The sequence below is a fragment of the Bradyrhizobium sp. Pha-3 genome (genome assembly GCF_042258325.1).
Taxonomy (GTDB): Bacteria; Pseudomonadota; Alphaproteobacteria; order Rhizobiales; family Xanthobacteraceae; genus Bradyrhizobium; species Bradyrhizobium elkanii.
The window spans coordinates 5,503,766-5,526,482 of record NZ_CP170151.1 but is presented as its reverse complement, the minus strand read 5'-3'; the positions used below and the strand labels follow the sequence as shown (position 1 = coordinate 5,526,482).

Genomic DNA, 22,717 nt, shown 5'->3' with positions numbered 1-22,717 from the left:
ACGGCGGCCCGTACACGATCTCGAGCGCGCCGCCGTGCATGCCGTCCTAGTTGCAGACCTCGACATTGCCGGTACCGCCGCCGGGACCTCCGCCGCCACGGTAATCGAGATGACACCCGCGGCGGACCGGGCGGCATAGATAAGCATCACACACGATCTGGCCGCTGCCACCCGAGGGTCTGGCCGTCGCCTGTCGTCGGGGAACGTCGGCTTGCGGCTCGGGCCTCTCGCGGACCGGACGATCGGCGCGCGACGGCCGCTCATCCGTGTTGCGCTTCGCCACCGGCTTTTTCCCGCGCCGCTTCTCGCATTCGTTGTCCTCGTTCAGGAACGAGCCTTCGGCGCAGGTGATCTTGCGGCACTGGTCGCCGTCGGCTTTGTAGCCGTGTTCGCAGATCAGCGGGCAAACCCGGGCCGGCTTCAGCTTGATCGCATCGAGCGCATCGAGGCTTGCAAGCTTGACGTCAAATTTGGTTCCGGCGTGCCGGTTGAACAGGGTCAGGGAGCGACGCGAGGCCGCGTTCCACTCACCGTCGATGGAGCCCGTGAAACAGCCAACCCGGCTCAACTCGCTCTGCACCGATTTGGCAAGATCCTCCTGCGGCGGCGCCGTGTTCAGGGCGGCAACCTTCGCGCCCTCGCTGTTCTGCGATGGGGTAGCGGTTGCAATATTATTCGGCCTGGCGCTGTCGGGCGCGGGTCCGTTCGCGGAAAGCATGGCGACCGTTGAGGTTTGGGATGCGGTCCGCTTCCGTTCAGCCTCAGCAGCTTGGTCCTGCGCTGCCTGCTTTGTTCTTTCTGCCGCGATGCGGGCATCCTCCGCAGCCTTGAAATCTGCGGCCGCCTTTTCCTGCTCCGCTCGCTGGGCACCTTCGGACGCAAGCCGAGCCTTCTGCTGCTCCGCTTCCTGCGCTTTCCTGGTCGCGGTGACGCGCGCGTCCTCCGCGTCGATCTGATTGAGCTGAAGCTTGGCCAGATTTGCGTAATAGCCGTCGGGATGCTGGGCGAGGAACGCGCTCATGGCGGCCTTGTTACCCAGTTGCAGGGCCAATTCGTAGTCGCGACGAATCTCCGACGAGGCGTTAGCCGGCGGCGGCGCCGGTTCCTCTGCCTTTGGTACGAGCGCAACGTCCTCACCGCCCAGCGATCCGTAAACGTAGGGCTCCTGTCGATTACCCGTGGCTTGCAAGACATCATCGCGGACGAAGCCGAAAGCCCTGCGCAGGTCCAGTCCAGGCTTCGCGATATATTTCACCAGCGCCGTCGCGTAGGGACTGTTCGTGCTGTTGCCGTCAAGCGCGGTCAGTCCGGCTTTGGCCGCAAATGCGATCAGCGTATTGGATACGGCGGGTTCTACCCGGGCGAGCCCGCGGCTGATCGCGCGCGAAGCGACGGTTCGTTTCATCGTGTCGGCGAATGGATTGTTGCGACAGGCGTCGACGATCACGACGCGGAGCTGTTTCGCGGGCTCGATGGCCAGCAGGACACGATCGAGCGAGAAGGCCTCGTCATAGATATCAGTGTCGCGTTCAAGCCTGGCATCCGTCGGGATCAGGTAATTCGTCCCGTCGATCTCGATTCCGTGACCTGCATAGTAGACGATGGCGATGTCTGCATCGCGAGCTTGATCGGCGAAATCCCTCAGTGCCCGCCGCATGTCGCTCGAGGTCAGGTTCAGCCGGGACTCCACCAAATCGAACCCGGCGCCCTTCAAGGTCGCGCCGATAGCGGTGGCATCATTGGCAGGATTTGGAAGCAATGGCGCATTTTGATAGTTCGAGTTTCCGACCACCAAAGCCACCCGCTTCGTTGCCCAGGCTGGCTGAGACGCCAGGAGAACTGAAGCAGCAAGAACAACAAGAACTCGGAGGAGCGTGTAGCGCATGGCGAACGTCCAAAATCGGCTCGAAACAACGGCAGCTTTATCGAAGGTGGCCGCGCGCAAACTCCACTGCGTCAAGCGTTACGAGCGCCGGCATACCTCCGTACAGTAACAATCCTGAGTCCAATCCATTCCTGATGTTGTCGCTTGGGGAAGCGAGAATGTTCAAGGATACACCGAAGCGTGTAGGGCCGGTGGCGGACGGCCGAACAAATGTCAGCTGACCTGTAAGGTATTGAAATGGCTTCTTTTTATCTTTGGCGCCGCAATAGCTGGCAGTGCCGCCATCCGGGTGGCTTCGCCAAGCGAAGTTCCATCTCTCGATAGTGATCTCGGAATTGACCCGCATGCTCAAGCGATGCTCGCGCGGATCGTCAGGGTGTGGCGGCCGCGTCGTCAGTCTCGGTGGCGTCGACAAGGTTCAGCCGGCTCGTTTCGACTGTTTGCCGCGCCGCGGGCCTCTTCCATAGGAGTGCGAACTGCGTCTATCTGGAAGCAACGCCGATCCGCTCGAGCTGAGACGTGCGAGTCCCGAAAGAATCGAAATCTGCGTCCTCGGGATCCGGACGTCGACGCGTGGACGCCCACCGCAGGTGTCGTGGAAATCTCTAGCGTTGGAGACGCACATGTCTATTCCGCTGAAAATCTACATTACGCCATTTGCCGAGAAGGGTGTCGCCGAGCCTCAAAAATGGAGTGGCGAGGCCGCCAAGAAGGCGCTGGATGTGGTCAATAAGATCTGGGCGAAGGCCAAGATCGCGTTCGTGATCAATGATTACGTGGAAGATAAACCGCTCGATATGGCGAAGAGCGCGCGGAACAATGACCAGCGCGTGCTGGATGTTCTCAGTCTCCGGCATGCTCCCGACAACGCCGTCCACATTTATCTCGTCAACCCGATTGTCAATCTCTCGGCCGGTGGCAGCTCATACCTTCATAGCGATCCCGAGCCGGCAAGCTTTGTCCAATGGTATGGCAATGATTTTGCCAACGGACGCGCGTGGGCCCATGAACTTGGGCATTTGATGAGTCTCGACCACGTCGACGTAGATTACGCCGATGAGAAGCAGGCCGCCCTGCGCAGCAACTTGATGACGAAGGGATTGAGCGTGGGAAGCGATTTGACCGGTCAGCAGATCAGCACGGCCAGAAGTTCAAAACTGGTGAAGCGATTTGGCGGCTGATCTCGGAACCTCTTGCTGCCGCCTTCCATGAAACGGATTACCGCCGGCCCGATCGCTTGTTCGCCCGCCAACCGCCGGAGAGACGCCATGCCCAAGATCGACCTTGCAAACGTGCCGGAACGCAAGGGGGCCGGTTATCCGGCGGAGTTCGCCGCGCCGTGCGCCGAGCGGGTGCGGCAGCGTCTCGGCGATGCCGGCGGGCTCGCCGACTTCGGCGTCAACCTGATGCGGCTGCCGCCCGGCAACTGGTCGAGCCAGCGCCACTGGCATTCGGATGAGGACGAGTTCGTCTATGTGCTCGCGGGCGAAGTGGTGCTGGTGGAAGACGGCGGCGAGACGGTGCTGCGGGCTGGCGATTGCGCGGCGTTTCCGAAAAACTCCGGCAACGGGCATCATCTGATCAACAGGTCGCAGATGACGGCGACCTATCTCGAGGTCGGCTCGCGCTCGCGCGCCGACGTCATCACCTGCTCGGACATCGACATGATGAGCCCGAGCTCCGACGGCCGCTTCCTGCACAAGGACGGCACGCCGTACGAATAGCCCACCTGCCGCGCCGCGCCCGAAATCGGGCGTTGCGGATTGGCCGGCGAAGGACCAATGTTCCGGCGAGGAGCTTTGGTCGCGTCGATGGCGGAATGGTATTTCATCTGGGTCGACGGTCCGCGCGGACCGGAGCCGCAGAAATGGTCGTCGGACGCGCTGTGGGGTCAGCTGGCGCGTCAGGACGTCATTGTGCGTTTTCCCCTGAGCGATCGCGAGGCCGAATTGTCGCTCGACCAGCTCGCAAGGCTGCATCCGGTGCCGCAGTGATGCTGCGCCGCAGTTGTTTCCGTCGACGTTCAATCCGCCGGGGTGAACGTCAGACCGAAAGATCGAAGCCGGGCGTCGCGACCTCGGTCAGGAACGCGGCGACGAACATCTTGCCCAGCACGTGCTTGGCCGCCGGCGTGCCGGCCTTGAGCCGGCCGGCGCGTGTAGCCTCTGCGAGCTCGGCAAGCGTCGGTGCCGCGAGGCTCGTGTCGGGTGTGGCGCGCGGCGCCGTCGCCGATGCGCTGAGCAGCACGCCGGCGTAGTAGAGCCGGGTGAGCGCGCGGACATGTGCGAGCCGTGCGCGCAGCGCCTCGTCGAGCGGGCGGCCGAGCCAGGCACGATGCAGGATGTTTTCCAGCTCCGGCGTGCGCGCCAGGCTGTCGCCGACAATCGCAAGGTCGACCAGCGGATCGGTGCGATAGGCGGATTCCCAGTCGATCATCCAGAGCCTGTTGCCGTCGAGCAGGATGTTGGCGGGGAGCGAGTCGTTGTGGCTCGACACCGAGTTGGCCTCGTCCCAGGCATAGGCCGCGCGGATGCGCGCGAGATGCTCGTTGCAGCGCTCGAGCACGCCGGGCGCGAACAGGCCGGTGCGGCCGACATGGGCCCAGAGCCGGGCCACGATGTCGGGGTAGCGCACGAAAGCGGGAAAGGTCGGCGTCGCCTGCAGGCGCGCCAGCAATTCGCCGAGCGCCTTCGCCAGCGCCGCCAGGCCGCCGGGATAGCGGCCGAGCGGCTGCCGCTGCACGAAATCCATCACCGCGACGCGCGAGGCCTCGTCGACATAATGGAGTCGCGGCGCGATGCCCGCCTCGGCGGCGATCCTGAGCGACACATACTGAAACGGATTGCGCAGCGGGCTCGGCATTCCTTCGATTCGGAGCAAATAATTCTCGCCGCCTGCATCGATCCGGAACAATTGCGCCGACGTTGCGCCGCCCGAGACGGACGTGACGGCGTCGATCGCCGCGGTGCCGATCACCTGACGCAGTGCGGCATGTGCTGCGTCGCGCTCTATCGGCGGAAGTTTATCGAGAGCACTCATGCGCAAGAAGTTAGCATGGCCGCCATGCGTGCCGAAATCGCATTGATGGAGCGTTCGCGATCTATTGCTGGCAGCGCACGACGAAGCGTGAAACAATGCTGCAAAAATCATGTTGGGAGAGAACTTGATGTCGTTCGAGCGGGGGTTGCATTGCGCCGTTGCGTGCCGATCATGGATCGCGTTGCCATTATTCTGCCTGATCAGCACGTTCGGAGTGGTGCATAACGCCGCCGCGAACGAGTCCCTGCAAATTGTGGACGCGCGCGTGCCGGCGGTCGACAAAGCGGGCGGGGACCTTCCGTTGACGATGACGATCAAGAACGAGGCCGACAGCGCCGATGCGCTGCTTCGTGTCCGCTGCCCGGTTGCGAATTTTTCCGAGCGTCATACTGTGGATCGCGGCGAGGGCGCACCAGCGATGCGCTCGATATCCAATATACCAGTGCCGGCAAAGGCAATGCTCGAGCTGAAGCGTGACGGTTATCACGTCATGCTGCTGCAGATGCGTCAGGCGCTCACGCCGGGCGAGACCTTCAAATGCGCGATCGTTTTTCAGAAAGCAGGCACCATCGAGACGGAGGTACAGGTCCAGAAGTGACCTCACATAAGTGACTCAAGAAGGCGGCGGGTGGCGCACAGCCACGCGCCGGGACTCAAGGCTTCTCGCGTGACCGCCCGTGCATGACGGGCGGTTCGATCAATGAAGAATGCTAGATCCGGAGGAAATGAACTCATGACAAGGCTGAATTGGGTGAAGTCGCATATGCTCGCCGCGGCAGTAGCATCCGCAGCGACCTTCGCGGGCTCTTTCGCGCTCGCCGACGATGTCAATCAGGACCGTCTGCTCAATGCTGACAAGGAAGCAGGCAACTGGCTGCACCACCACAAGAACTATTCGGCGACGCGCTTCTCGTCGCTGGCCGATATCAACAAGGACAACGTCAAGAACCTGAAGGTCGCTTGGACCATGCATCTCGGCGGCGTCGAGGGCGGCGGAATCTGGTCGCATGGCGGCCTGGAGGGAACGCCGATCGTCGAGAACGGATTCATGTACGTCACCGACGGCTGGGGTTCGGTCTACAAGATCGATGCGCATGGCGGCAAAGGCGTGCTGCTCTGGAAGATGGACCCGAAGACCGACCATGACTGGGCCGGCGCGGTCGCCTGCTGCGGCGTCGACAACCGCGGCGTCGCATTGTGGGGCAACCTCGTCGTCTCGCACACGCTCGACGGCCGCCTGATCGCGACCAACAAGGAGACCGGGCAGGTCGCCTGGCAGCGCCAGGTCGCCGATCCCGACAAGGGCGAGGTGATCACCGGCGCACCGCTGATCGTCAAGGACATGGCGATCACGGGCGTGGCCGGCGCCGAATACGGCATTCGCGGCTGGATCGCCGCGACCGACCTGAAGAGCCAGAAGGAAGTGTGGCGCACCCACACCATCCCGGGCAAGGACGAGGCGGGTCACGAGACCTGGAAGGACGACAAGGACGCCAAGGCGAGCGGCGGCGGATCGACCTGGGTCACCGGCAGCTTCGACCCCTCGACCAATACCATCGTCTGGGGCGTCGGCAATCCCGGACCGGACTGGGACAACGAATATCGGCCCGGCGACAACCTCTACACCGACTCCTCGCTTGGTCTCGATGCCGACACCGGCAAGATCAAGTGGCACTACCAGCACACGCCGAACGATCCCTACGACTATGACAGCGTGGCGGAGAACGTGCTGGTCGACGTCCCCGGTCCGAACAACACGACGCAGAAGCTCGCGCTCGAGGCCGACCGCAACGGCTTTGCCTATGCGATCGACCGCAACAGCGGCAAGTTCATCTGGGGTCTGCCGTTCGTCAAGAAGGTGACCTGGACCAAGGGTCTCGATCCCGAATCCGGCAAGCCGGTGGAGTATGATCCGAAGCAGGGCGTGCAGCGCTACAACGCGGCGGTGACGCCAAGCCGCACCAACAAGGTGACGGACATCTGCCCCGGCAACATGGGCGGCAAGAACTGGCCGCCGACCGCGTATAATCCGAACCTGAAGCTCTGGTACATCCCGGTGATCGAGAGCTGCAACCGGATCACGGTCGAGGAGACGACGCCGGACAAGTTGAAGAAGCGCGAGTTCTTCACGGGCGGCGGACCGAGCCAGCCGGTCAAGATCACCGGCAGCGTCACCGCGATCGACGTCACCACCGGCAAGGTGGCAGGGAAGGCAGAGACCGAATTCCCGAACCTCGGCGGCATTCTGGCAACGCCCGACCTCGTGTTCTCCGGACAGCCGTCCGGCGAGGTGATCGCCTATGACGCGAAATCGCTGCAGCAGCTCTGGCAGTTCAACACCGGCGGCGGCGTCAACGCGCCCCCGATGACGTTCTCGGTGGACGGCAAGCAGTACGTGGCGATCCTGGTCGGCCTCGGCGGTGCCTGGGACAAGTGGTTCATCGATGCGACGCCCGAGCTGAAGCGGATGCAGCCGGGCTCGATGCTCTACGTGTTCGCCCTTTGACGTCGCAAGCGCGGGAGGCCTCTCACCGAGGCCTCCCGCGTCGATTTGGCCGAGAAAGACAAGAAAAAAGACAAGAAACAAGACAAATGAAAAAAATATCGCTGATTGGCGCGTGGCTCGGCTGCGCGCTGGTGATGGGATTTATCGGTACCGCGCAGGCGCAGTCGGCGAGCGACCCGACCGATGCGGGCAAGGCGGTGTTCAAGCGCGGCAATTGCGTCGGCTGCCACAAATGGCATGGCAATGGCGGCGGCGGCTATGGCGGCGACGCGCTGTCGCTGCGCAAGACTGAGCTGACCCGCGAGCAGATCATCGAGACCGTGACGTGCGGCCGGCCGGGCACCGGCATGCCGTTCTTCGTGCGCGGCTCCTACGACACCACGAAATGCTACGAGATGACCCGGCAGGACGTCGCGGACCGCATGCCGCCCGAGGCGAATGTGTTCCTGCGGCCGAACGAGATCGAGGCCGTCGCCGATTACGTACTCGCCCGCGTCAAGGGCAAGGGCGAGCCGACCTACGATGAATGCATCGTGTTCTTCGGCGATGGCTCGCGGGTCTGCAACATCTACAAGGAGGCCGGCCACGCCGCCGCGCCGTCCGACCAGAGCGAGAAGGAAAAGCCATGAGCAAGCAAGGATCGGCAATCCGTGGCTTGGTCTTCGCTGTCACCGTCACGGCAGCGGTGCCGGCGATGGCGACCGCGGGAGACCTGCGCGACATCAGCGTCGGAATGGCGATCAGCAGCGTGCCGGACGCGGGCTACATCAACCTGACCTGCGTTGGGGAGAAGACCCACAGATTGGCTGATTGGGCGCAGTGGCAGGCGTGCCAGGCCGGACCGGACCAGCTGCGCGGTATCCGCTTCGAGTATGATCGCGAGAGCGGGCGGGAAGGCACCATGGTCGGCGGCCATCCCGCGATCCTCACCGTCATGATCGACAAGGACGCCAAGATCGCGGCGCTGATGATCGAGACCGATCCGAAGGCGCGGCTCTATCTGCGCAAGAAGGCCTTCCTGCTCGGCCTGCAGGCGAGGTCGCGCTATGGCGAGGACGGTTGGACCTGTTCGAAGGCACAGCCGGGCGCCGACAAGCAGGAGGTCGGCGGCGTATTTGTCGACGAGAAATGCACCAAGACCATCGACGGCCGTACAGTCGAGATCGAGCGTCATCTCTATCGCGAGCCGAACAAGGAGCTCAAGGACATGACCGACGAGACCCGGATCACGATCCGCCGTGCCGGGTCTTAGGCTGCGAATTCCGCTTCACCTCGCCCCCGCGTGCGGGGAGAGGCATAGGCCGCCTTCGGCGGCCGTTCTCAAGAACGCCGAAGCCAGAGCTTTGGCTATGACGCATCGTTAGATGCGTTCCGGGTGAGGGGGAGCCTCCGCAAACACAGCTATCACCGAATGCGCGGAGACAGCCCCTCACCCCAACCCTCTAAGAGCAAGCTTCGCTTGTCTCGACCCCGTAAGAACGGGGAGAGGGAGTACAGGCGGTCTTCAACTTGATCTCATCAATGCTTAATGCCGCGCCAGCAGCACGACGACGATCAGGGCCAGGATCGCGCACAGCACCTTCCAGAAGGTCACTGGATCGCGGTCGTGCAGCGATTTGCGTGTGGTGACGGCGGGGCCGGCCCAGGTCGCACCGTTTTCCAGTTCGTGCGCGAACTCGATGGCATCGCCGAAGCGTTGCGCCGGGTCGACGCTGAGCGCCTTGCCGATCACCGCGTCGAGCCAGGCCGGCAGGTCCGGCCGGTAGCGCGACAGCGGCGCCGGCTTGCCGAAGCGCGGCCGCGAGAACGGCTCGATCTCGCCGAACGGATAGTTCGCGGTGAACATGCGGTAGACTGTGACGCCGAGCGCGAACAGGTCGGAGGCCTCGTCGCCGGCCTTGCCGCCGAACAGCTCCGGCGCCATGTAGCTCGCGGTGCCCGGAATGTCCTCGGCGGGAAAATCCTCGAGCAGCGGCACCCGCGCGACGCCGAGATCGACAAGGCGCAACCCGCCGTCCTTCAATAGGATCACGTTGTCGGGCTTGATGTCGCGATGGATGATGCCGGCGCGGTGCAGCGCGGTGACCGCGCGCACCAGCTTGGTTGCAATCGCGATACCCTCGGTGAGCGACAGCCGCGGCGCGCGGTTGAGTCGCTGCTCCAGCGTTTCGCCCTCGTAGAGCGGCATCGCCGAATAGAGCCTGGTCTGCCGCTCCGCCGGCACCTCGATGATCTCGCCGATCCAGAGGCTGCGCACACGCGCGGCGACCCAGGCCTCGCGCACGAAGGCGAGGCGGTAGGAGCCTTCGCTCGCGACCCGCGGATGTGGAAACTTCAGCACCACCTCGCGGCCGGCGCGCTTGTCGGTCGCCTTGAACAGGCGGCTGTAGCGTCCGTCGGACAAGACGTCGCCGAGGCTGAAATCGTCGATCGTGTCGCCGGTCACCGGCAGGTCGAGAATCGGCAGCGTCGCGATCGCGTGGGTAAGATCGTCGCGATCCGCCGGCGGCAGGTCGACGACGTCGAGCACCAGCGCCGTCGTGTTGTCGCTGCTGCCGGCCGCGAGGGCGGCATCGACGATGGTGCGCGCGGACTCGTCGGGTGGCGTGCGTTCCTCCAGCAATTGCTGGAGGCGCAAATCGCCGAGCGCGCCGTGAACCCCGTCGCTGCAGATCAGGAGACGGTCGTGCTGCCGGAGCCCGAGGGACGTGTAGTCGAAGCGGGCGAATTCCTCGAAACCGATGGCCCGGTTCAGCATGTGGGCGAGGTCGCCGCGGCCGGCGATGTGGTCCAGCGTCAGGCGTTCCAGCCGGCCGTCGCTCAAGCGATAGGCACGGGTGTCGCCGATATGGATCACATGACATTGCCGCCGTGACAGAATGATCGAGGAGAACGCGCAGGCCATGCCGCTGCGCGCGGCGTCGACGCGGCCCTGGCCGTAGATCCAGCTGTTGGCCGCTTCCAGCGCCCGCGCGGCGCGGCGGCGGACGCCGAGCGTCTCGGGCAGCGAATAATAGGCGTCGATGAAGCTGCGGACCGCGACCTCCGCGGCCTCGCGTCCGCCCTTGTGGCCGCCGACGCCGTCGGCGACCGCGGCGACGACGTCGCGGTGAACCGCGCCCGGCTGGCCGAGGCAGGCCGCGACATAGTCCTCATTGGCGGCGCGCTTGCCGGTCTCGCTGGCGAAGCCGACGCGCACCCCCAAGTCCCGTTGCGAACCGTTCGCCACGTCCGAGCCCCGTCACGTTGCGGAGCGGAGTCCTCAGACGCGCGCTCCCGACACCGCGCCCCAGGTGGTGCGCCAGCGGACCTTGACCATGGCAAGTCCGATGAAGCCAAGCAACGCCAGCCCGCCGAAGAACAGGAAGCCCGCCCCGAATCCGCCGGTCATGCCCTTGGCGAAGCCGAGCGTCTGGGCAAGGAAGAAGCCGCCGATGCCGCCGGCGCAGCCGACCAGCCCGGTCATCAGGCCGATCTCGTGACGGAAGCGCAGCGGGATCAGCTGGAACACCGCGCCGTTGCCCATGCCGAGCGCCAGCACGCCGATCGAGAACAGCAGCACCGAGATCCAGGCAATGCGCGGCAGTTCGGTCAACGCCCAGCCGGCCTGCGTCGGCGCGGTCGGGCCCTCCGGCATGAAGGCGATGACGAGATAGGCGGCGACCACGACGCCGAACAGGATCGACAGCGAGCGAATGCCGCCGATGCGGTCGGCGATCATGCCGCCGACGGGACGGAATCCCGAGCCGAACGCGACGATCAGCGCGACCAGCATGCCCGCCGCGACGCCGGAGACATGATACTGCACGGTGAAATAGAGCGGCAGCGCATTGGCGAGGCCGACGAAGCCGCCGAAGGTGATGAAGTAGAAGAACATGAACCAGCGGCTGTCGGAATCCTTCAGTAGTGCGCCGTAGGCCTTGAGCGAGACCCTCTTGCGTTCGCCCGGCGCGTCCTTGGCTGCGAACGCGTAATAGGCGAGCACCATCAGCATCGGAATCAGGAGGCAGCCGAACACGGCCTGCCAGCCCCAATGCTCGGCAATGGTCGGCGCAAGCAGGGTGTCGAGCACGACGCCCATATTGCCGGCGCCGGCAATCCCCATCACCACGCCCTGATATTGCGGCGGATACCAGCGGCTCGCCTGGGGCAGGGCGACCGCGAACGAGGCGCCGCCGACGCCGAGCGCCAGCCCGAACAGTTCGATCGCGAGCTTGCTGGTCAGCCCGAAATGCCACACCGCCGCGGTCGCGGCGATCACGACGAGCTGGGCGATGATGCCGGTGCGCTTGGCGCCGATGATGTCGGCGAGAATGCCCATCGGCACGCGCAGCAGCGCGCCGGCGAGCACGGGAATAGCAACGAGGGTGAACTTTTCGTTCACCGCCAGATTCATGTCGCGCGCGATGTAGACGATCAGCGGTCCAAGCGCGACCCACGCCATGAAACTGATGTCGAAGTACAGGAACGCGGCAAGCAGTGTCGGCCAGTGACCTGCCTTCTTGAACTCGGCTAGCTTCATCGCAAGCATCTCGCGTTGATGCGGCGGAGGCAGCCGCACAGAGCGCGGCCGTCTCAAGCGCAGACAAATGGAATGTGGGTGAATGCTGAGTGCGCTCGTCGTTGAGACGCACTCCGTCAACAGCTGTGGTCAGCAATTACCGTGCCATCGATCAGGTCGCGTCGCTTTGCCGTGCAGTCGCAAGACGTTGCCGCGCAATCGCGAACAGCGTTCCGCGGCCGCACGTGGCGTAGCTTGCGGCAAGCGCCGCCGCGCAAACGCGCACGCTGGTGCTTTTTTGTGCGATGCGCCAAGCCCGCGCGATCGCGCATCAAATGCGACTTCGCGATCGCCATCACGGCCGGCGATGCTGTGATGCACAAGAGATCATCGGCGTGGCTAAAATTTCGGCCGGCTGTCGGCGCGGCTGGCGACCCAGCGGATTTTGGTCGGCCCGAAACCTGTTGATTTTGCAGCCGGATTCGCCCGCCACGAGTTGGCACGCGTTTTGAATGCCAATCAATAACGGAACATCGGTCGTCATCGAAGACGGTCTGCGCCCGCGGCTGGGCTTCCTACAACTCCAAACCTTTATCGGTGCCCATCAACGACGCACGCCGCGTCGCTGCGCAGCGCCGTCGGAATTGAAAGGCAGACCATGCTCGACAAAGTGACCAAGCAGAAGCTCGTGGTGATCGGCAACGGGATGGCCGGCATCCGGACGGTCGAGGCGCTGCTGGAGCGCGCGCCCGATCTCTACGACATCACGGTGTTCGGCTCCGAGCCCTACGGCAATTACAACCGCATCCTGCTGTCGCCGGTGCTCGCCGGCGAGAAGACCGTCGACGACATCATGCTCAACACCGTCGACTGGTACGAGGACAACAACATCACGCTGCGCAAGGGCGAGACGGTCACCATGATCGACCGTCGCACCTGCGAGGTTGTCACCGAAGCCGGCGAGCGCGTGCCCTATGACCGCCTCTTGATCGCGACGGGCTCAAATCCGATCATGCTGCCGCTGCCGGGCAAGGACCTGCCGGGCGTGATCGGCTTCCGCGACATCTATGACGTCGATCGCATGATCAAGGCCTCGACCGACTACCGCAATGCGGTCGTGATCGGCGGCGGCCTGTTGGGCCTCGAGGCCGCCAACGGGCTGATGAAGCGCGGCATGAACGTCACGGTCGTGCATCTGCTCGACACCTTGATGGAGCGCCAGCTCGATCCGGTGGCCGGCGGACTGCTGCGCAAGTCGCTGGAAGAGCGCGGCATGGTGTTCAAGATGCCGGCACAGACCCAGGCGATCCTGGGCGAGGACCGCGTCACCGGCGTACGCTTCGGCGACGGCACCGAGCTGCCGGCCGATCTCGTGGTGATGGCGGTCGGCATCCGCCCGAATTTCGAGCTCGCCAAGAAGGCCGGGCTCTATTGCGAGCGCGGCATCGTCGTCTCCGACACCATGCAGACCTATGACGGCCGCATCTACGCGGTCGGCGAGTGCGTGCAGCACCGCCGCCAGACCTACGGTCTCGTCGCGCCGCTGTTCGACCAGGCCAAGGTCTGCGCCAACCACCTCGCCATGAAGGGTTTTGCCACCTATGACGGCTCGGTCACCTCGACCAAGCTGAAGGTCACCGGCATCGACCTGTTCTCCGCCGGCGACTTCGCGCCGGGGCCGGACAAGGAGGAGATCGTGCTGCAGGACGCCAACCGCGGCGTCTACAAGCGCATCATCCTGAAGGACAAGAAGATCGTCGGCGCCGTGCTTTATGGCGACACCATCGACGGCCCCTGGTACTTCCAGCACCTGCGTGACGGCACCGACGTCTCGCATATGCGCGAGCGCCTGGTGTTCGGCGCCGCCAATCTCGGCGATGGCGGCGTCAGCGGCCAGAGCTCGGTTGCCGCGATGAGCGACGAGACCGAGATCTGCGGCTGCAACGGCGTCTGCAAGGGTGCCATCGTCAAGGCGATCAGCGAGAAGAAGCTGTTCACGCTCGACGATGTCCGCGCCCATACCAAGGCGTCGTCGTCCTGCGGGTCCTGCACCGGCCTCGTCGAGCAGGTGCTGGCGTTCACGCTCGGCGGCGACTATTCGGCGGCGCCGAAGGTCAAGCCGCTGTGCAAATGCACCGATCACAGCCACGACGACGTTCGCCGCGTGATCGTCGAGCAGCAGCTCAAGACCATTCCCGCGGTCATGCGCTTCATGGAGTGGAAGACGCTGAACGGCTGCCACTCCTGCCGTCCGGCGCTGAATTACTATCTGCTTGCGACCTGGCCCGGCGAATACCGCGACGACCAGCAGTCGCGCTTCATCAACGAGCGCGTCCACGCCAACATCCAGAAGGACGGCACCTATTCGGTGGTGCCGCGGATGTGGGGCGGCGTCACGACGCCGAGCGAGCTGCGCGCGATCGCCGACGTCGCCGAGAAGTTCAACATCCCGACGGTGAAGGTCACCGGCGGCCAGCGCATCGACCTGCTCGGCGTCAAGAAGGAGGATCTGCCGGCGGTGTGGGCCGACCTCAACGACGCCGGCATGGTGTCGGGCCACGCCTACGCCAAGGGCCTGCGCACGGTGAAGACCTGCGTCGGCTCGGAGTGGTGCCGCTTCGGCACCCAGGATTCCACCGGCCTCGGCGTCAAGCTCGAGAAGTTCATGTGGGGCTCGTGGACGCCGGCCAAGGTCAAGCTCGGCGTCTCCGGCTGCCCGCGCAACTGCGCGGAGGCGACCTGCAAGGACGTCGGCGTGGTCTGCGTCGATTCCGGTTACGAGATCCATTTCGCCGGCGCCGCCGGACTGCACATCAAGGGCACCGAGTTCCTGACCAAGGTCGAGACCGAGGACGAATGCCTCGAGGTGATCGTGGCGCTGACCCAGCTCTACCGCGAGGAGGGCTGGTATCTCGAGCGCATGTACAAATGGTGCGACCGCGTCGGTCTCGAGCAGATCAGGAAGCGGGTGGTCGATGACGTTGCGAACCGCAAGGCGCTGTTCGCCCGCTTTGCCTATTCGCAGCAGTTCGCGCAGACCGATCCGTGGGCTGAGCGTGCCAGCCGCGGCGTCGACCGCAACGAGTTCGCGCCTCTCGCCGAATTGGAGCTCGCATGACCCAGTGGATCGAAATCGGCGCATTGATCGACATTCCGCGGCTCGGCTCGCGCGTGGTGCGCACGCCGGGCGGCAACATCGCGGTGTTCCGGACCGAGAGCGACGAGGTGTTCGCGCTCGACGACCGCTGCCCGCACAGGGGCGGGCCGCTGTCGCAGGGCATTGTGCACAACAAGCGCGTGACTTGTCCGCTGCATAACTTCGTCATCGAGCTGGCGAGCGGGCAGGCGGTCGCGCCCGACGAAGGCTGCACCCATACCCATCCGGCCAAGGTCGAGAACGGCGTTGTCTGGCTGTCGGTGCGGCAGGCGGCTGCGGTGAGCTGAGCGGTCAGGCAATGTCCGTCAAGACCACGTGTCCCTATTGCGGTGTCGGCTGTGGCGTCATCGCGTCGAAGGACGCGGCGGGTGCCGTCACCGTCGCCGGAGACAAGCAGCACCCGGCCAATTTCGGCCGGCTCTGCAGCAAGGGCTCGGCGCTTGCCGAGACCATCGATCTCGACGGGCGTCTGCTCGAGCCGATGGTGGACGGCGCGCCGGCAGGGTGGGACGACGCGCTCGATCGCGTCGCCGATGGCTTTAATCGCATTATTCGTGAGCACGGCCCGGACGCGGTCGCGTTCTATGTCTCCGGCCAGCTGCTGACCGAGGACTATTACGTCATCAACAAGCTCGCCAAGGGCTTCGTCGGCACCGCCAATATCGACACCAATTCGCGGCTGTGCATGGCCTCCAGCGTCGCCGGGCACAAGCGCGCCTTCGGCAGCGACACCGTGCCGGGCTGCTATGAGGATCTCGAGCAGGCGGACCTTCTCGTGCTGGTCGGCTCCAACGCCGCCTGGTGCCATCCGATCCTGCACCAGCGCATGCTGGCGGCGAAGGAGAAGAACCCGGCCTGCAAGATCGTGGTGATCGATCCGCGCCGCACCGCGACCTGCGAGGGCGCCGATCTGCATCTGCCGCTGCGCTCGGGCAGCGACTCCGTGCTGTTCAACGGGCTGTTCGCCTTTCTTGCCGGCAGTAACGCGGTCGACCGCGGCTTTGTCGGCAATTGCACGACGGGTGTCGTTGACGCGCTCAAGCAGGTCGGCGGCCAGACCGTGGCGCAGACCGCGGCGACCTGCGGCCTGACCGAAGGCGCGGTCGGGCTGTTCTTCGACTGGTTCACGCGGACCGAGCGCGTCGTCACGCTGTATTCGCAAGGCATCAACCAGTCGTCGAGCGGCGTCGACAAGGTCAACGCCATCATCAATTGCCATCTGTTGACCGGGCGCATCGGCCGGCCCGGCATGGGGCCGTTCTCGCTGACCGGGCAGCCCAACGCGATGGGTGGCCGCGAGGTCGGCGGGCTCGCCAACCAGCTCGCCGCGCATATGGAGATCGAGAATCCCGCGCACCGCGCGCTGGTGCAGCGGTTCTGGCGCGCGCCCGTCATCGCAGAGAAGGCCGGGCTGAAGGCGGTCGACATGTTCGACGCGATCGCCGACGGCCGCATCAAGGCGGTGTGGATCATCTCGACCAATCCGGTGGTGAGCCTGCCCGATGCTGATCGCGCCCGCGCCGCGCTCGAGGCCTGCGAGCTCGTCGTGGTGACGGATTGCATGCGCGACACCGACACCACGCGCCATGCCGACGTGCTGCTGCCGGCGCTGGCGTGGGGCGAGAAGGACGGCACCGTCACCAATTCCGAGCGCCGGATCTCGCGGCAGCGGCCGTTTCTCGCAGCTCCGGGCGAGGCGCGCGCCGACTGGCGCATCATCTGCGACGTCGCCGCCCGGATGGGATATTCCGGCTTCGATTATGCGTCGGTGGCCGAAGTGTTCCGCGAGCACGCCGAACTGTCGGGCTTCGAGAATGACGGCAAGCGCGATTTCGACATCTCGGCGCTGGCGACGCTGGATGATGACGCCTACGACGCGCTGGTGCCGGTGCAGTGGCCGGTGACGGCGGACCATCCGGCCGGCACGCCGCGGATGTTCGAGAGCCAGCAATTCTTCACGCCGGACCGCAAGGCGCGCTTCGTGCCGGTGGCGCCGCGCGCGGCGCGCAACGCGACCAGCCGCGACTTTCCGCTGGTGCTCAACACCGGCCGCGTGCGCGATCAGTGGCACACCATGACCCGGACCGGAAAAACCGGACGATTGATGGCGCATGTCTTCGAGCCCTATGCCGAGTTCCACCCCGAGGACGCGCGGCAGGCCGGACTGCAAAACGAAGGGCTGGTGCGGCTGACCAGCAGCTGGGGCGAGATGATCGCGCGCGTCGTGGTCAGCGCCGACCAGCGCCGCGGCTGCGTGTTCGTGCCGATGCACTGGAACGCGGAGTTCGCCGGCGAGGGCCGCGTCAACGCACTGGTCAATCCGGCGACGGATCCGCTGTCCGGTCAGCCGGAGTCCAAGCACACGCCGGTCAAGGCCGATCCTTACGCGCCGAAATGGCACGCCTTCATCCTGAGCCGCGACGCGATCAGACGTCCGGCAAGCGGCTATTGGGTTTACGGCAAGGCCGGCGATTGCACGCGGCTCGAACTTGCGCTCGACACTCGCCCGGAGAGCTGGCGCGACTGGGCGCGGGCGCAGCTCGGCCTCGAAGGTGTCGAGATCGAATGGATCGCCTATCGCGATCCGGCGGCGGGCCGCTTCCGCTACGCGGCGGTGCGCGACGGCCGGCTTGAGGGCTGCGTGTTCATCGCGCCCGATCACACGCTGCCATCGCGGGCCTGGTTGACCGGGCTGTTCGCCGAACAGCAATTGTCGGCCAATGCGCGGATGTCGCTGCTGGCCGGACGGCCGTTCGGCGCGGGCGAGGATGTCGGCCCGATTGTCTGCTCCTGCTTCAGCGTCGGACGGCACCAGATCACCGCCGAGATCAAAAAGGGCGCCGACAGCGTCGATGCGATCGGCCGCTGCCTGAAGGCCGGCACCAATTGCGGCGGTTGCAAGCCCGAGATCGGCAAGCTGATCGGCGCCACCGCGCAGCCGCGGCAGGCGATCGCGTCCTGAGCTATCCGCTCGATGTCCGCGTCCTAGCAGCCGCGGCAGATGCTCTTCAGCTTGCTGTTGAGCAGGCGGTCCTCCTCATCCGAAGCTGCCTTGGTAAAGGTATCGTTGCCGTGGCGCTTGTCGTCGGCAAAACCGCCGGCGCCAGTGGCGCCGCCCACGTGCATGCCATGCATCGCGTGCCCGCCGCCATGGCCGTGGCCGCCGCGCGCGTCCACCGGCGGCATCGCGGCCGCAAGCAGCGTCAGCAGCAACCCGACCGTCGTGATCGTCCGCATGTTTTCCTCCTCGTCGCGGCAAAATACCGCTGACGCTGCGGCAAATCGGTGTCGGCCATCTTCACAATTTCGCGTGGCGGCAATCGGGGCAGGGGCCGGCGGGTTCCGGCCAAATACCGCCGGTGCGCCGCACATAGGCCGCCCGGGGATGGCTTCATGCCGACAATGCAGTGCTCGTCACACCAAAATGGTGTATCGGCAGGCTTGAGCGCGCGCGGGCAGCGGCCCAGCGCGACACAATCAAGATATCGCAAGATTTTGGAGGAACGTTCATGTCGGCTCTGCCACTCTCGGGCATCAAGATTCTCGACCTGACGCGGGTGCTCGCGGGCCCGCTGTCGGCCCAGATGCTGGCGGATCTCGGCGCCGAGGTGATCAAGATCGAGCGGCCCGGCGGCGGCGACGACGCCCGCGCCTTCGGCCCGCCCTATCTCGCCGACCCCGAAGGCAAGCAGAACAACAACAACTCGTTCTATCTCTGCGCCAACCGCAACAAGAAGTCGGTCACCGTCAACATCGCCAAGCCGGAAGGGCAGGCGATCATCCGCGAGCTCGCCAAGACGGCCGACGTGATGATGGAGAACTACAAGGTCGGCGACCTCAAGCGCTACGGCCTCGACTACGAGACCATCAAGCAGCTCAACCCCGGCATCATCTATTGCTCGGTGACGGGTTTCGGCCAGACCGGACCTTACGCGCCGCGCGCCGGCTATGACGCGATCCTGCAGGCGATGGGCGGGCTGATGAGCGTCACCGGCCATATCGACGGCGAGCCCGGCGAGGGCCCGATGAAGGTCGGCCCCTCGATCGTCGACTACATGACCGGCATGAACACCTCGATCGGCATCCTCTCGGCGCTCTACCATCGCGACGCCAACAACGGGGAAGGGCAGCATATCGACGTCTGCCTGTTCGACACCGTGATCGCGTCGCTGTCGCACTGGCTGCAGATATACCTCGTCAATGGCAAGACCCCGCCGCGCCGCGGCACCTGGGGCAATGGCGGCATGCCGGCCGGCGTGTTTCGCTGCACCGACGGCGAGCTGATGCTGGTGGTCGGCAATGACGGCCAGTTCCAGCGCACCTGCGCCGTGCTCGGCGAGCCCGAGCTCGCGAACGACAAGCGCTTCGTCAAGAACAACGATCGCGTCGTGCACGGCAAGGAGATCATGGCGATCTTCGCCGGGCTGTTCCTGAAGCATCCGGTGGCCTACTGGCTGGAGAAGCTCGAGGAGGCCGGCGTGCCGTCGGGCCCGATCAACAATTTCGAGCAGGTGTTCAGCGATCCGCACGTGCAGTCGCGCGGCATGCGGGTCAAGGTCGATCATCCGTTCGAGCCGAACCTGTCGCTGATCCGGAACGCGCTGACCTTCTCGGGCACGCCGATCACCGAATACCGCGCCCCGCCGCTGTTAGGGGCCGACACCAAGGACGTGCTGGCGACCATCGGCTACGACGATGCCAAGGTCGAGGGGCTGAAGGCGCAGGGGATATTGTAGGCGCTGACTTCGAGGCCGCGGGCCACCGTTCCGTCATCCTGAGGAGCGGCCACTTGGCCGCGTCTCGAAGGATGAACGGCCCGGCTGGTGGCCGTCGATCCTTCGAGACGGCCGCTGCGCGGCCTCCTCACGATGACGGTTAGACAGTGAAGCCCCGTGCGACAACACTTCGACCGGTATCGAAGCATCATTGACATCCACCTGCTAGGTTGGCGCCATCGATCCCTCATCGAAGGTGCCAGTCATGAAACGGGAAGTGGTCCGCGTCGAGCCGATCTCGAGCTGGCTGGAGCGCTGGAAAGCGCCGGCATCGCCGGTGACCCGGGCCGGCAACATGGTGTTCGTCTCCGGCCTGCCGCCGTTCGATCCCGCGACCGGCGAGTTCGCCGCCGGCGCGTCGATGGAGCGGCAAAGCGAGCTGGTCATGGAGCAGCTCAAGCAATGCCTCGAGGCGGCCGGCGCTACGCTCGACAATGTGATGAAGTGCAACGTGTTCTGCACCTCGGCAAAGCACTTCACAACCTTCAATGCGGTCTACGCAAGGTACTTCCCGCACCAGCCGCCGGCGCGGATCTTCGTTTGCATCCCGGAATGGACCGGCCCGTTCGACGTCGAGATCGACTGTATCGCGATGGTGTAAGCGCAAGGCGCCGCAGCAGCGCCCTCGCTTCATAGATCCTGGCGCGTCAGCCGACCGTGCATCGCGACCGGCCGCGCGGCCGGCCTGCTCGGCACGTCGCCCATCGTCAGCGCCATCACCGAGACCGTGACCACGCGATCGATGATGGCGCGGGCGTCGTCGAGGTCGCATTTGCCTTCCGACAGCCGCAGCAGGCGTTCCTTCTCGCGGATGGTGTGATGCGCCATCGCGAGCGCGAAGTGCAGGCCCCAATAGAGCTCGGTGTCGCTGCTGGCCGGCATCGCGCGGCGCATCGCGGCGGCGAACTTGCGCAGGTGATCGACCTCGCGATTCTTGATGCGGCGGATCGGCGGCACGGATTCGATCGAGGCGCGGATCATGAAGCGCGCCGCGGTCGAGCCCTCGCGATCCGGCCCGAGGCAGCCGCGCAGGGTGGGGCCGACGAGGGCGCGCATGATGTCCTCGATCGCGGCGCGGCCGCCGCCTTTTTCCTCCGCCGCGCGCAGTTCGTTGAGGCGCTCGCGGTTGGTCTGGATGCTGCGGGTGACGAACAGCTCCGCGATCAATTCGTCCTTGGAGCCGAAATGATAGTTCACCGCCGCGAGGTTGACGTTCGCCTCCGCGACGATGTCGCGCAGCGTGACGTCGCCGAAGCCGCGGTCGGCATAGAGCCGTTCGGCGGCGGCGAGAATGGCGGATCGGGTCTGGTCGCTGGCCATGGCTGGGAGCCTTTCCGTTATTCCGCGGTACGCCGGGGAATGACGAAGACGACAGGGAGTTGCATTTCAAACATTTGTATGAAACTATCGTTTGAAGAGCCGGAAATGTCAATCCGCGCATTGCGGGCGGTCTTCTGGCACACCGCCGCCGCCCTTCCGCGAACGCCCTTGCGAGCCGCGGAGGCGGGGACAACAATGTCGACAAATGGCTACGGCCCAGGTCATCCGCCCAGGTCAGCGGCCCAAGTCTAGGAAACGAGGAGCGTCCCATGGATTTCACGATGTCGCCCAAGCAGAAGGAATGGCTCGAGCGCGTTCAGGCTTTCATGAAAACGCATGTTCGCCCCGCCGTGCCGATCTACGACAAGCAGGACGCCGAAGGGCCGCGCTGGAAGGTGATCCCGATCCTCGAGGATCTGAAGAAGAAGGCGAAGGCCGAAGGCCTCTGGAACATGTTCATGCCGCCGTCCTCGCATGAGGACGATGAATTCCATGGCGCGGGATTGACCAATCTCGAATACGCGCTGCTGTCGGAAGAGATGGGTCGCATCTCCTGGGCGTCCGAAGTGTTCAACTGCTCCGCCCCCGATACCGGCAACATGGAAGTGTTCATCCGCTACGGCACCAAGGAGCAGAAGCGCAAATGGCTGCGCCCGCTGATGGACGGCGAGATCCGCTCCGCCTTCCTGATGACCGAGCCGGCGGTCGCTTCCTCCGACGCCACCAACATCGAGACCCGCATCGAGAAGGACGGCGATCACTACGTCATCAACGGCCGCAAATGGTGGTCGTCGGGCGTCGGCGATCCCCGCTGCAAGATCGCGATCCTGATGGGCAAGACCGACTTCAACGCCGCCAAGCATCAGCAGCAGTCGCAGATCCTGGTGCCGCTCGACACTCCCGGCATCAAGGTCGAGAAGATGCTGCCGGTGTTCGGCTTCGACGATGCGCCGCACGGCCACGCCCAGGTGCTGCTCGAGAACGTGCGCGTGCCGAAGGAAAACATCCTGCTCGGCGAAGGCCGCGGCTTCGAGATCGCGCAGGGCCGTCTCGGTCCGGGCCGCATCCATCACTGCATGCGCACCATCGGCCAGGCCGAGGAGGCGCTGGAGAAGATGGTGAAGCGGCTCGCCTCGCGCACCGCGTTCGGCAAGAAGATCATCGAGCATTCGGTCTGGGAGCAGCGCATCGGCGACGCCCGCACCGACATCGAGATGAACCGTCTGCTGTGCCTCAAGGCCGCCGACATGATGGACAAGGTCGGCAACAAGACCGCGCAGGCCGAGATCGCGATGATCAAGGTCGCGGCTCCCAACATGGCGCTGAAGATCATCGACCAGGCGATCCAGGCCTATGGCGGCGGCGGCGTCTCCGACGACGCAGGCCTCGCCCGCGCCTATGCCCACATCCGCACGCTCCGTCTCGCCGACGGTCCGGACGAGGTGCACAATCGCGCCATTGCCAGACTTGAACTTCGGAAGTATGCAAACACGTCGCACTGAGCATGATGCGGAACGCATGGCGTTCGCGCGCA

At 65.0% G+C, this 22,717-nt stretch carries 20 protein-coding genes; 13 read left to right on the top strand and 7 right to left on the bottom strand.

Annotated elements, in window-relative coordinates; genetic code table 11:
- Positions 1-46 precede the first annotated feature (46 nt).
- The gene (locus ACE10X_RS26155; protein ID WP_051002836.1) at positions 47-1,885 is read right to left on the bottom strand and encodes a caspase family protein; all 1,839 of its coding nucleotides are present in this window, start codon (positions 1,883-1,885) and stop codon (positions 47-49) included.
- 623 nt (positions 1,886-2,508) lie between these two features.
- Between ACE10X_RS26155 and ACE10X_RS26150 the strand changes: the two genes are divergently transcribed.
- From ACE10X_RS26150 to ACE10X_RS26140, 3 genes are all read left to right on the top strand, one after another.
- Positions 2,509-3,066 (top strand): hypothetical protein, encoded by a 558-nt coding sequence (locus ACE10X_RS26150; RefSeq protein ID WP_038383142.1) that lies wholly within the window; start codon positions 2,509-2,511, stop codon positions 3,064-3,066.
- A gap of 87 nt (positions 3,067-3,153) precedes the next feature.
- The gene (locus ACE10X_RS26145) at positions 3,154-3,609 is read left to right on the top strand and encodes a cupin domain-containing protein (RefSeq protein ID WP_038383141.1); all 456 of its coding nucleotides are present in this window, start codon (positions 3,154-3,156) and stop codon (positions 3,607-3,609) included.
- A gap of 57 nt (positions 3,610-3,666) precedes the next feature.
- Positions 3,667-3,879 (top strand): hypothetical protein, encoded by a 213-nt coding sequence (locus ACE10X_RS26140; protein WP_244435711.1) that lies wholly within the window; start codon positions 3,667-3,669, stop codon positions 3,877-3,879.
- A gap of 49 nt (positions 3,880-3,928) precedes the next feature.
- On the opposite strand, the gene ACE10X_RS26135 is transcribed toward ACE10X_RS26140, so the two are convergent.
- Complete coding sequence (locus ACE10X_RS26135; RefSeq protein ID WP_304557802.1) at positions 3,929-4,924, bottom strand: phosphotransferase; 996 nt, start codon at positions 4,922-4,924, stop codon at positions 3,929-3,931.
- A 127-nt stretch (positions 4,925-5,051) separates the two neighbouring features.
- On the opposite strand from ACE10X_RS26135, the gene ACE10X_RS26130 reads away from it, so the two are divergent.
- The 4 genes from ACE10X_RS26130 to ACE10X_RS26115 all read left to right on the top strand — a co-directional run bounded on the left by ACE10X_RS26130 (position 5,052) and on the right by ACE10X_RS26115 (position 8,682).
- The gene (locus ACE10X_RS26130; protein ID WP_080583245.1) at positions 5,052-5,522 is read left to right on the top strand and encodes a copper chaperone PCu(A)C; all 471 of its coding nucleotides are present in this window, start codon (positions 5,052-5,054) and stop codon (positions 5,520-5,522) included.
- Between the two features lie 135 nt (positions 5,523-5,657).
- Positions 5,658-7,430, top strand: a complete 1,773-nt coding sequence (locus ACE10X_RS26125; protein WP_244435710.1) for a PQQ-dependent dehydrogenase, methanol/ethanol family — start codon at positions 5,658-5,660, stop codon at positions 7,428-7,430.
- Positions 7,431-7,564: 134 nt separating this feature from the next.
- The gene (locus ACE10X_RS26120; protein ID WP_375764607.1) at positions 7,565-8,059 is read left to right on the top strand and encodes a c-type cytochrome; all 495 of its coding nucleotides are present in this window, start codon (positions 7,565-7,567) and stop codon (positions 8,057-8,059) included.
- Positions 8,056-8,682 (top strand): hypothetical protein, encoded by a 627-nt coding sequence (locus ACE10X_RS26115; RefSeq protein WP_063709654.1) that lies wholly within the window; start codon positions 8,056-8,058, stop codon positions 8,680-8,682. The genes ACE10X_RS26120 and ACE10X_RS26115 overlap by 4 nt, the downstream gene beginning before the upstream one ends.
- A 273-nt stretch (positions 8,683-8,955) precedes the next feature.
- On the opposite strand, the gene ACE10X_RS26110 is transcribed toward ACE10X_RS26115, so the two are convergent.
- From ACE10X_RS26110 to ACE10X_RS26100, 3 genes are all read right to left on the bottom strand, one after another.
- Positions 8,956-10,629: a bifunctional protein-serine/threonine kinase/phosphatase gene (locus ACE10X_RS26110; RefSeq protein ID WP_193375399.1), complete on the bottom strand. Its 1,674-nt coding sequence runs from the start codon at positions 10,627-10,629 to the stop codon at positions 8,956-8,958.
- A 63-nt stretch (positions 10,630-10,692) separates the two neighbouring features.
- A complete protein-coding gene (locus ACE10X_RS26105) occupies positions 10,693-11,952 on the bottom strand; it encodes an MFS transporter (RefSeq protein WP_038383138.1) in 1,260 nt (419 codons plus the stop codon).
- 334 nt (positions 11,953-12,286) lie between these two features.
- Positions 12,287-12,475 carry a hypothetical protein gene (locus ACE10X_RS26100; RefSeq protein WP_157787884.1) on the bottom strand — a complete coding sequence of 63 codons (189 nt, stop codon included), beginning with the start codon at positions 12,473-12,475 and terminating at the stop codon, positions 12,287-12,289.
- Between the two features lie 114 nt (positions 12,476-12,589).
- On the opposite strand from ACE10X_RS26100, the gene nirB reads away from it, so the two are divergent.
- The 3 genes from nirB to ACE10X_RS26085 are packed head-to-tail and all read left to right on the top strand — an operon-like array spanning position 12,590 to position 18,050.
- Positions 12,590-15,049, top strand: a complete 2,460-nt coding sequence (gene nirB, locus ACE10X_RS26095; RefSeq protein WP_069275658.1) for a nitrite reductase large subunit NirB — start codon at positions 12,590-12,592, stop codon at positions 15,047-15,049.
- Positions 15,046-15,375 carry a nitrite reductase small subunit NirD gene (gene nirD, locus ACE10X_RS26090; RefSeq protein ID WP_038383131.1) on the top strand — a complete coding sequence of 110 codons (330 nt, stop codon included), beginning with the start codon at positions 15,046-15,048 and terminating at the stop codon, positions 15,373-15,375. The genes nirB and nirD overlap by 4 nt, the downstream gene beginning before the upstream one ends.
- Before the next feature lie 11 nt (positions 15,376-15,386).
- Positions 15,387-18,050, top strand: a complete 2,664-nt coding sequence (locus tag ACE10X_RS26085) for a nitrate reductase (RefSeq protein ID WP_051002834.1) — start codon at positions 15,387-15,389, stop codon at positions 18,048-18,050.
- 23 nt (positions 18,051-18,073) lie between these two features.
- On the opposite strand, the gene ACE10X_RS26080 is transcribed toward ACE10X_RS26085, so the two are convergent.
- Complete coding sequence (locus ACE10X_RS26080) at positions 18,074-18,325, bottom strand: hypothetical protein (RefSeq protein WP_038383129.1); 252 nt, start codon at positions 18,323-18,325, stop codon at positions 18,074-18,076.
- A 272-nt stretch (positions 18,326-18,597) separates the two neighbouring features.
- Between ACE10X_RS26080 and ACE10X_RS26075 the strand changes: the two genes are divergently transcribed.
- Both ACE10X_RS26075 and ACE10X_RS26070 read left to right on the top strand, forming a co-directional pair.
- Entirely contained in the window at positions 18,598-19,824 is a 1,227-nt protein-coding gene (locus ACE10X_RS26075; RefSeq protein ID WP_038383128.1) for a CaiB/BaiF CoA-transferase family protein, read from the top strand.
- A 244-nt stretch (positions 19,825-20,068) separates the two neighbouring features.
- Positions 20,069-20,464, top strand: coding sequence for a RidA family protein (locus ACE10X_RS26070; protein ID WP_028339340.1), 396 nt, complete (start codon positions 20,069-20,071; stop codon positions 20,462-20,464).
- A gap of 29 nt (positions 20,465-20,493) precedes the next feature.
- Here the strand turns inward: ACE10X_RS26070 and ACE10X_RS26065 are convergent, their stop codons facing one another.
- Positions 20,494-21,183 (bottom strand): TetR/AcrR family transcriptional regulator, encoded by a 690-nt coding sequence (locus ACE10X_RS26065; protein ID WP_038383127.1) that lies wholly within the window; start codon positions 21,181-21,183, stop codon positions 20,494-20,496.
- Between the two features lie 269 nt (positions 21,184-21,452).
- Here ACE10X_RS26065 and ACE10X_RS26060 point away from each other — a divergent pair, with 269 nt between their 5' ends.
- Positions 21,453-22,685, top strand: coding sequence for an acyl-CoA dehydrogenase family protein (locus tag ACE10X_RS26060; protein WP_038383126.1), 1,233 nt, complete (start codon positions 21,453-21,455; stop codon positions 22,683-22,685).
- Positions 22,686-22,717: the final 32 nt, after the last annotated feature.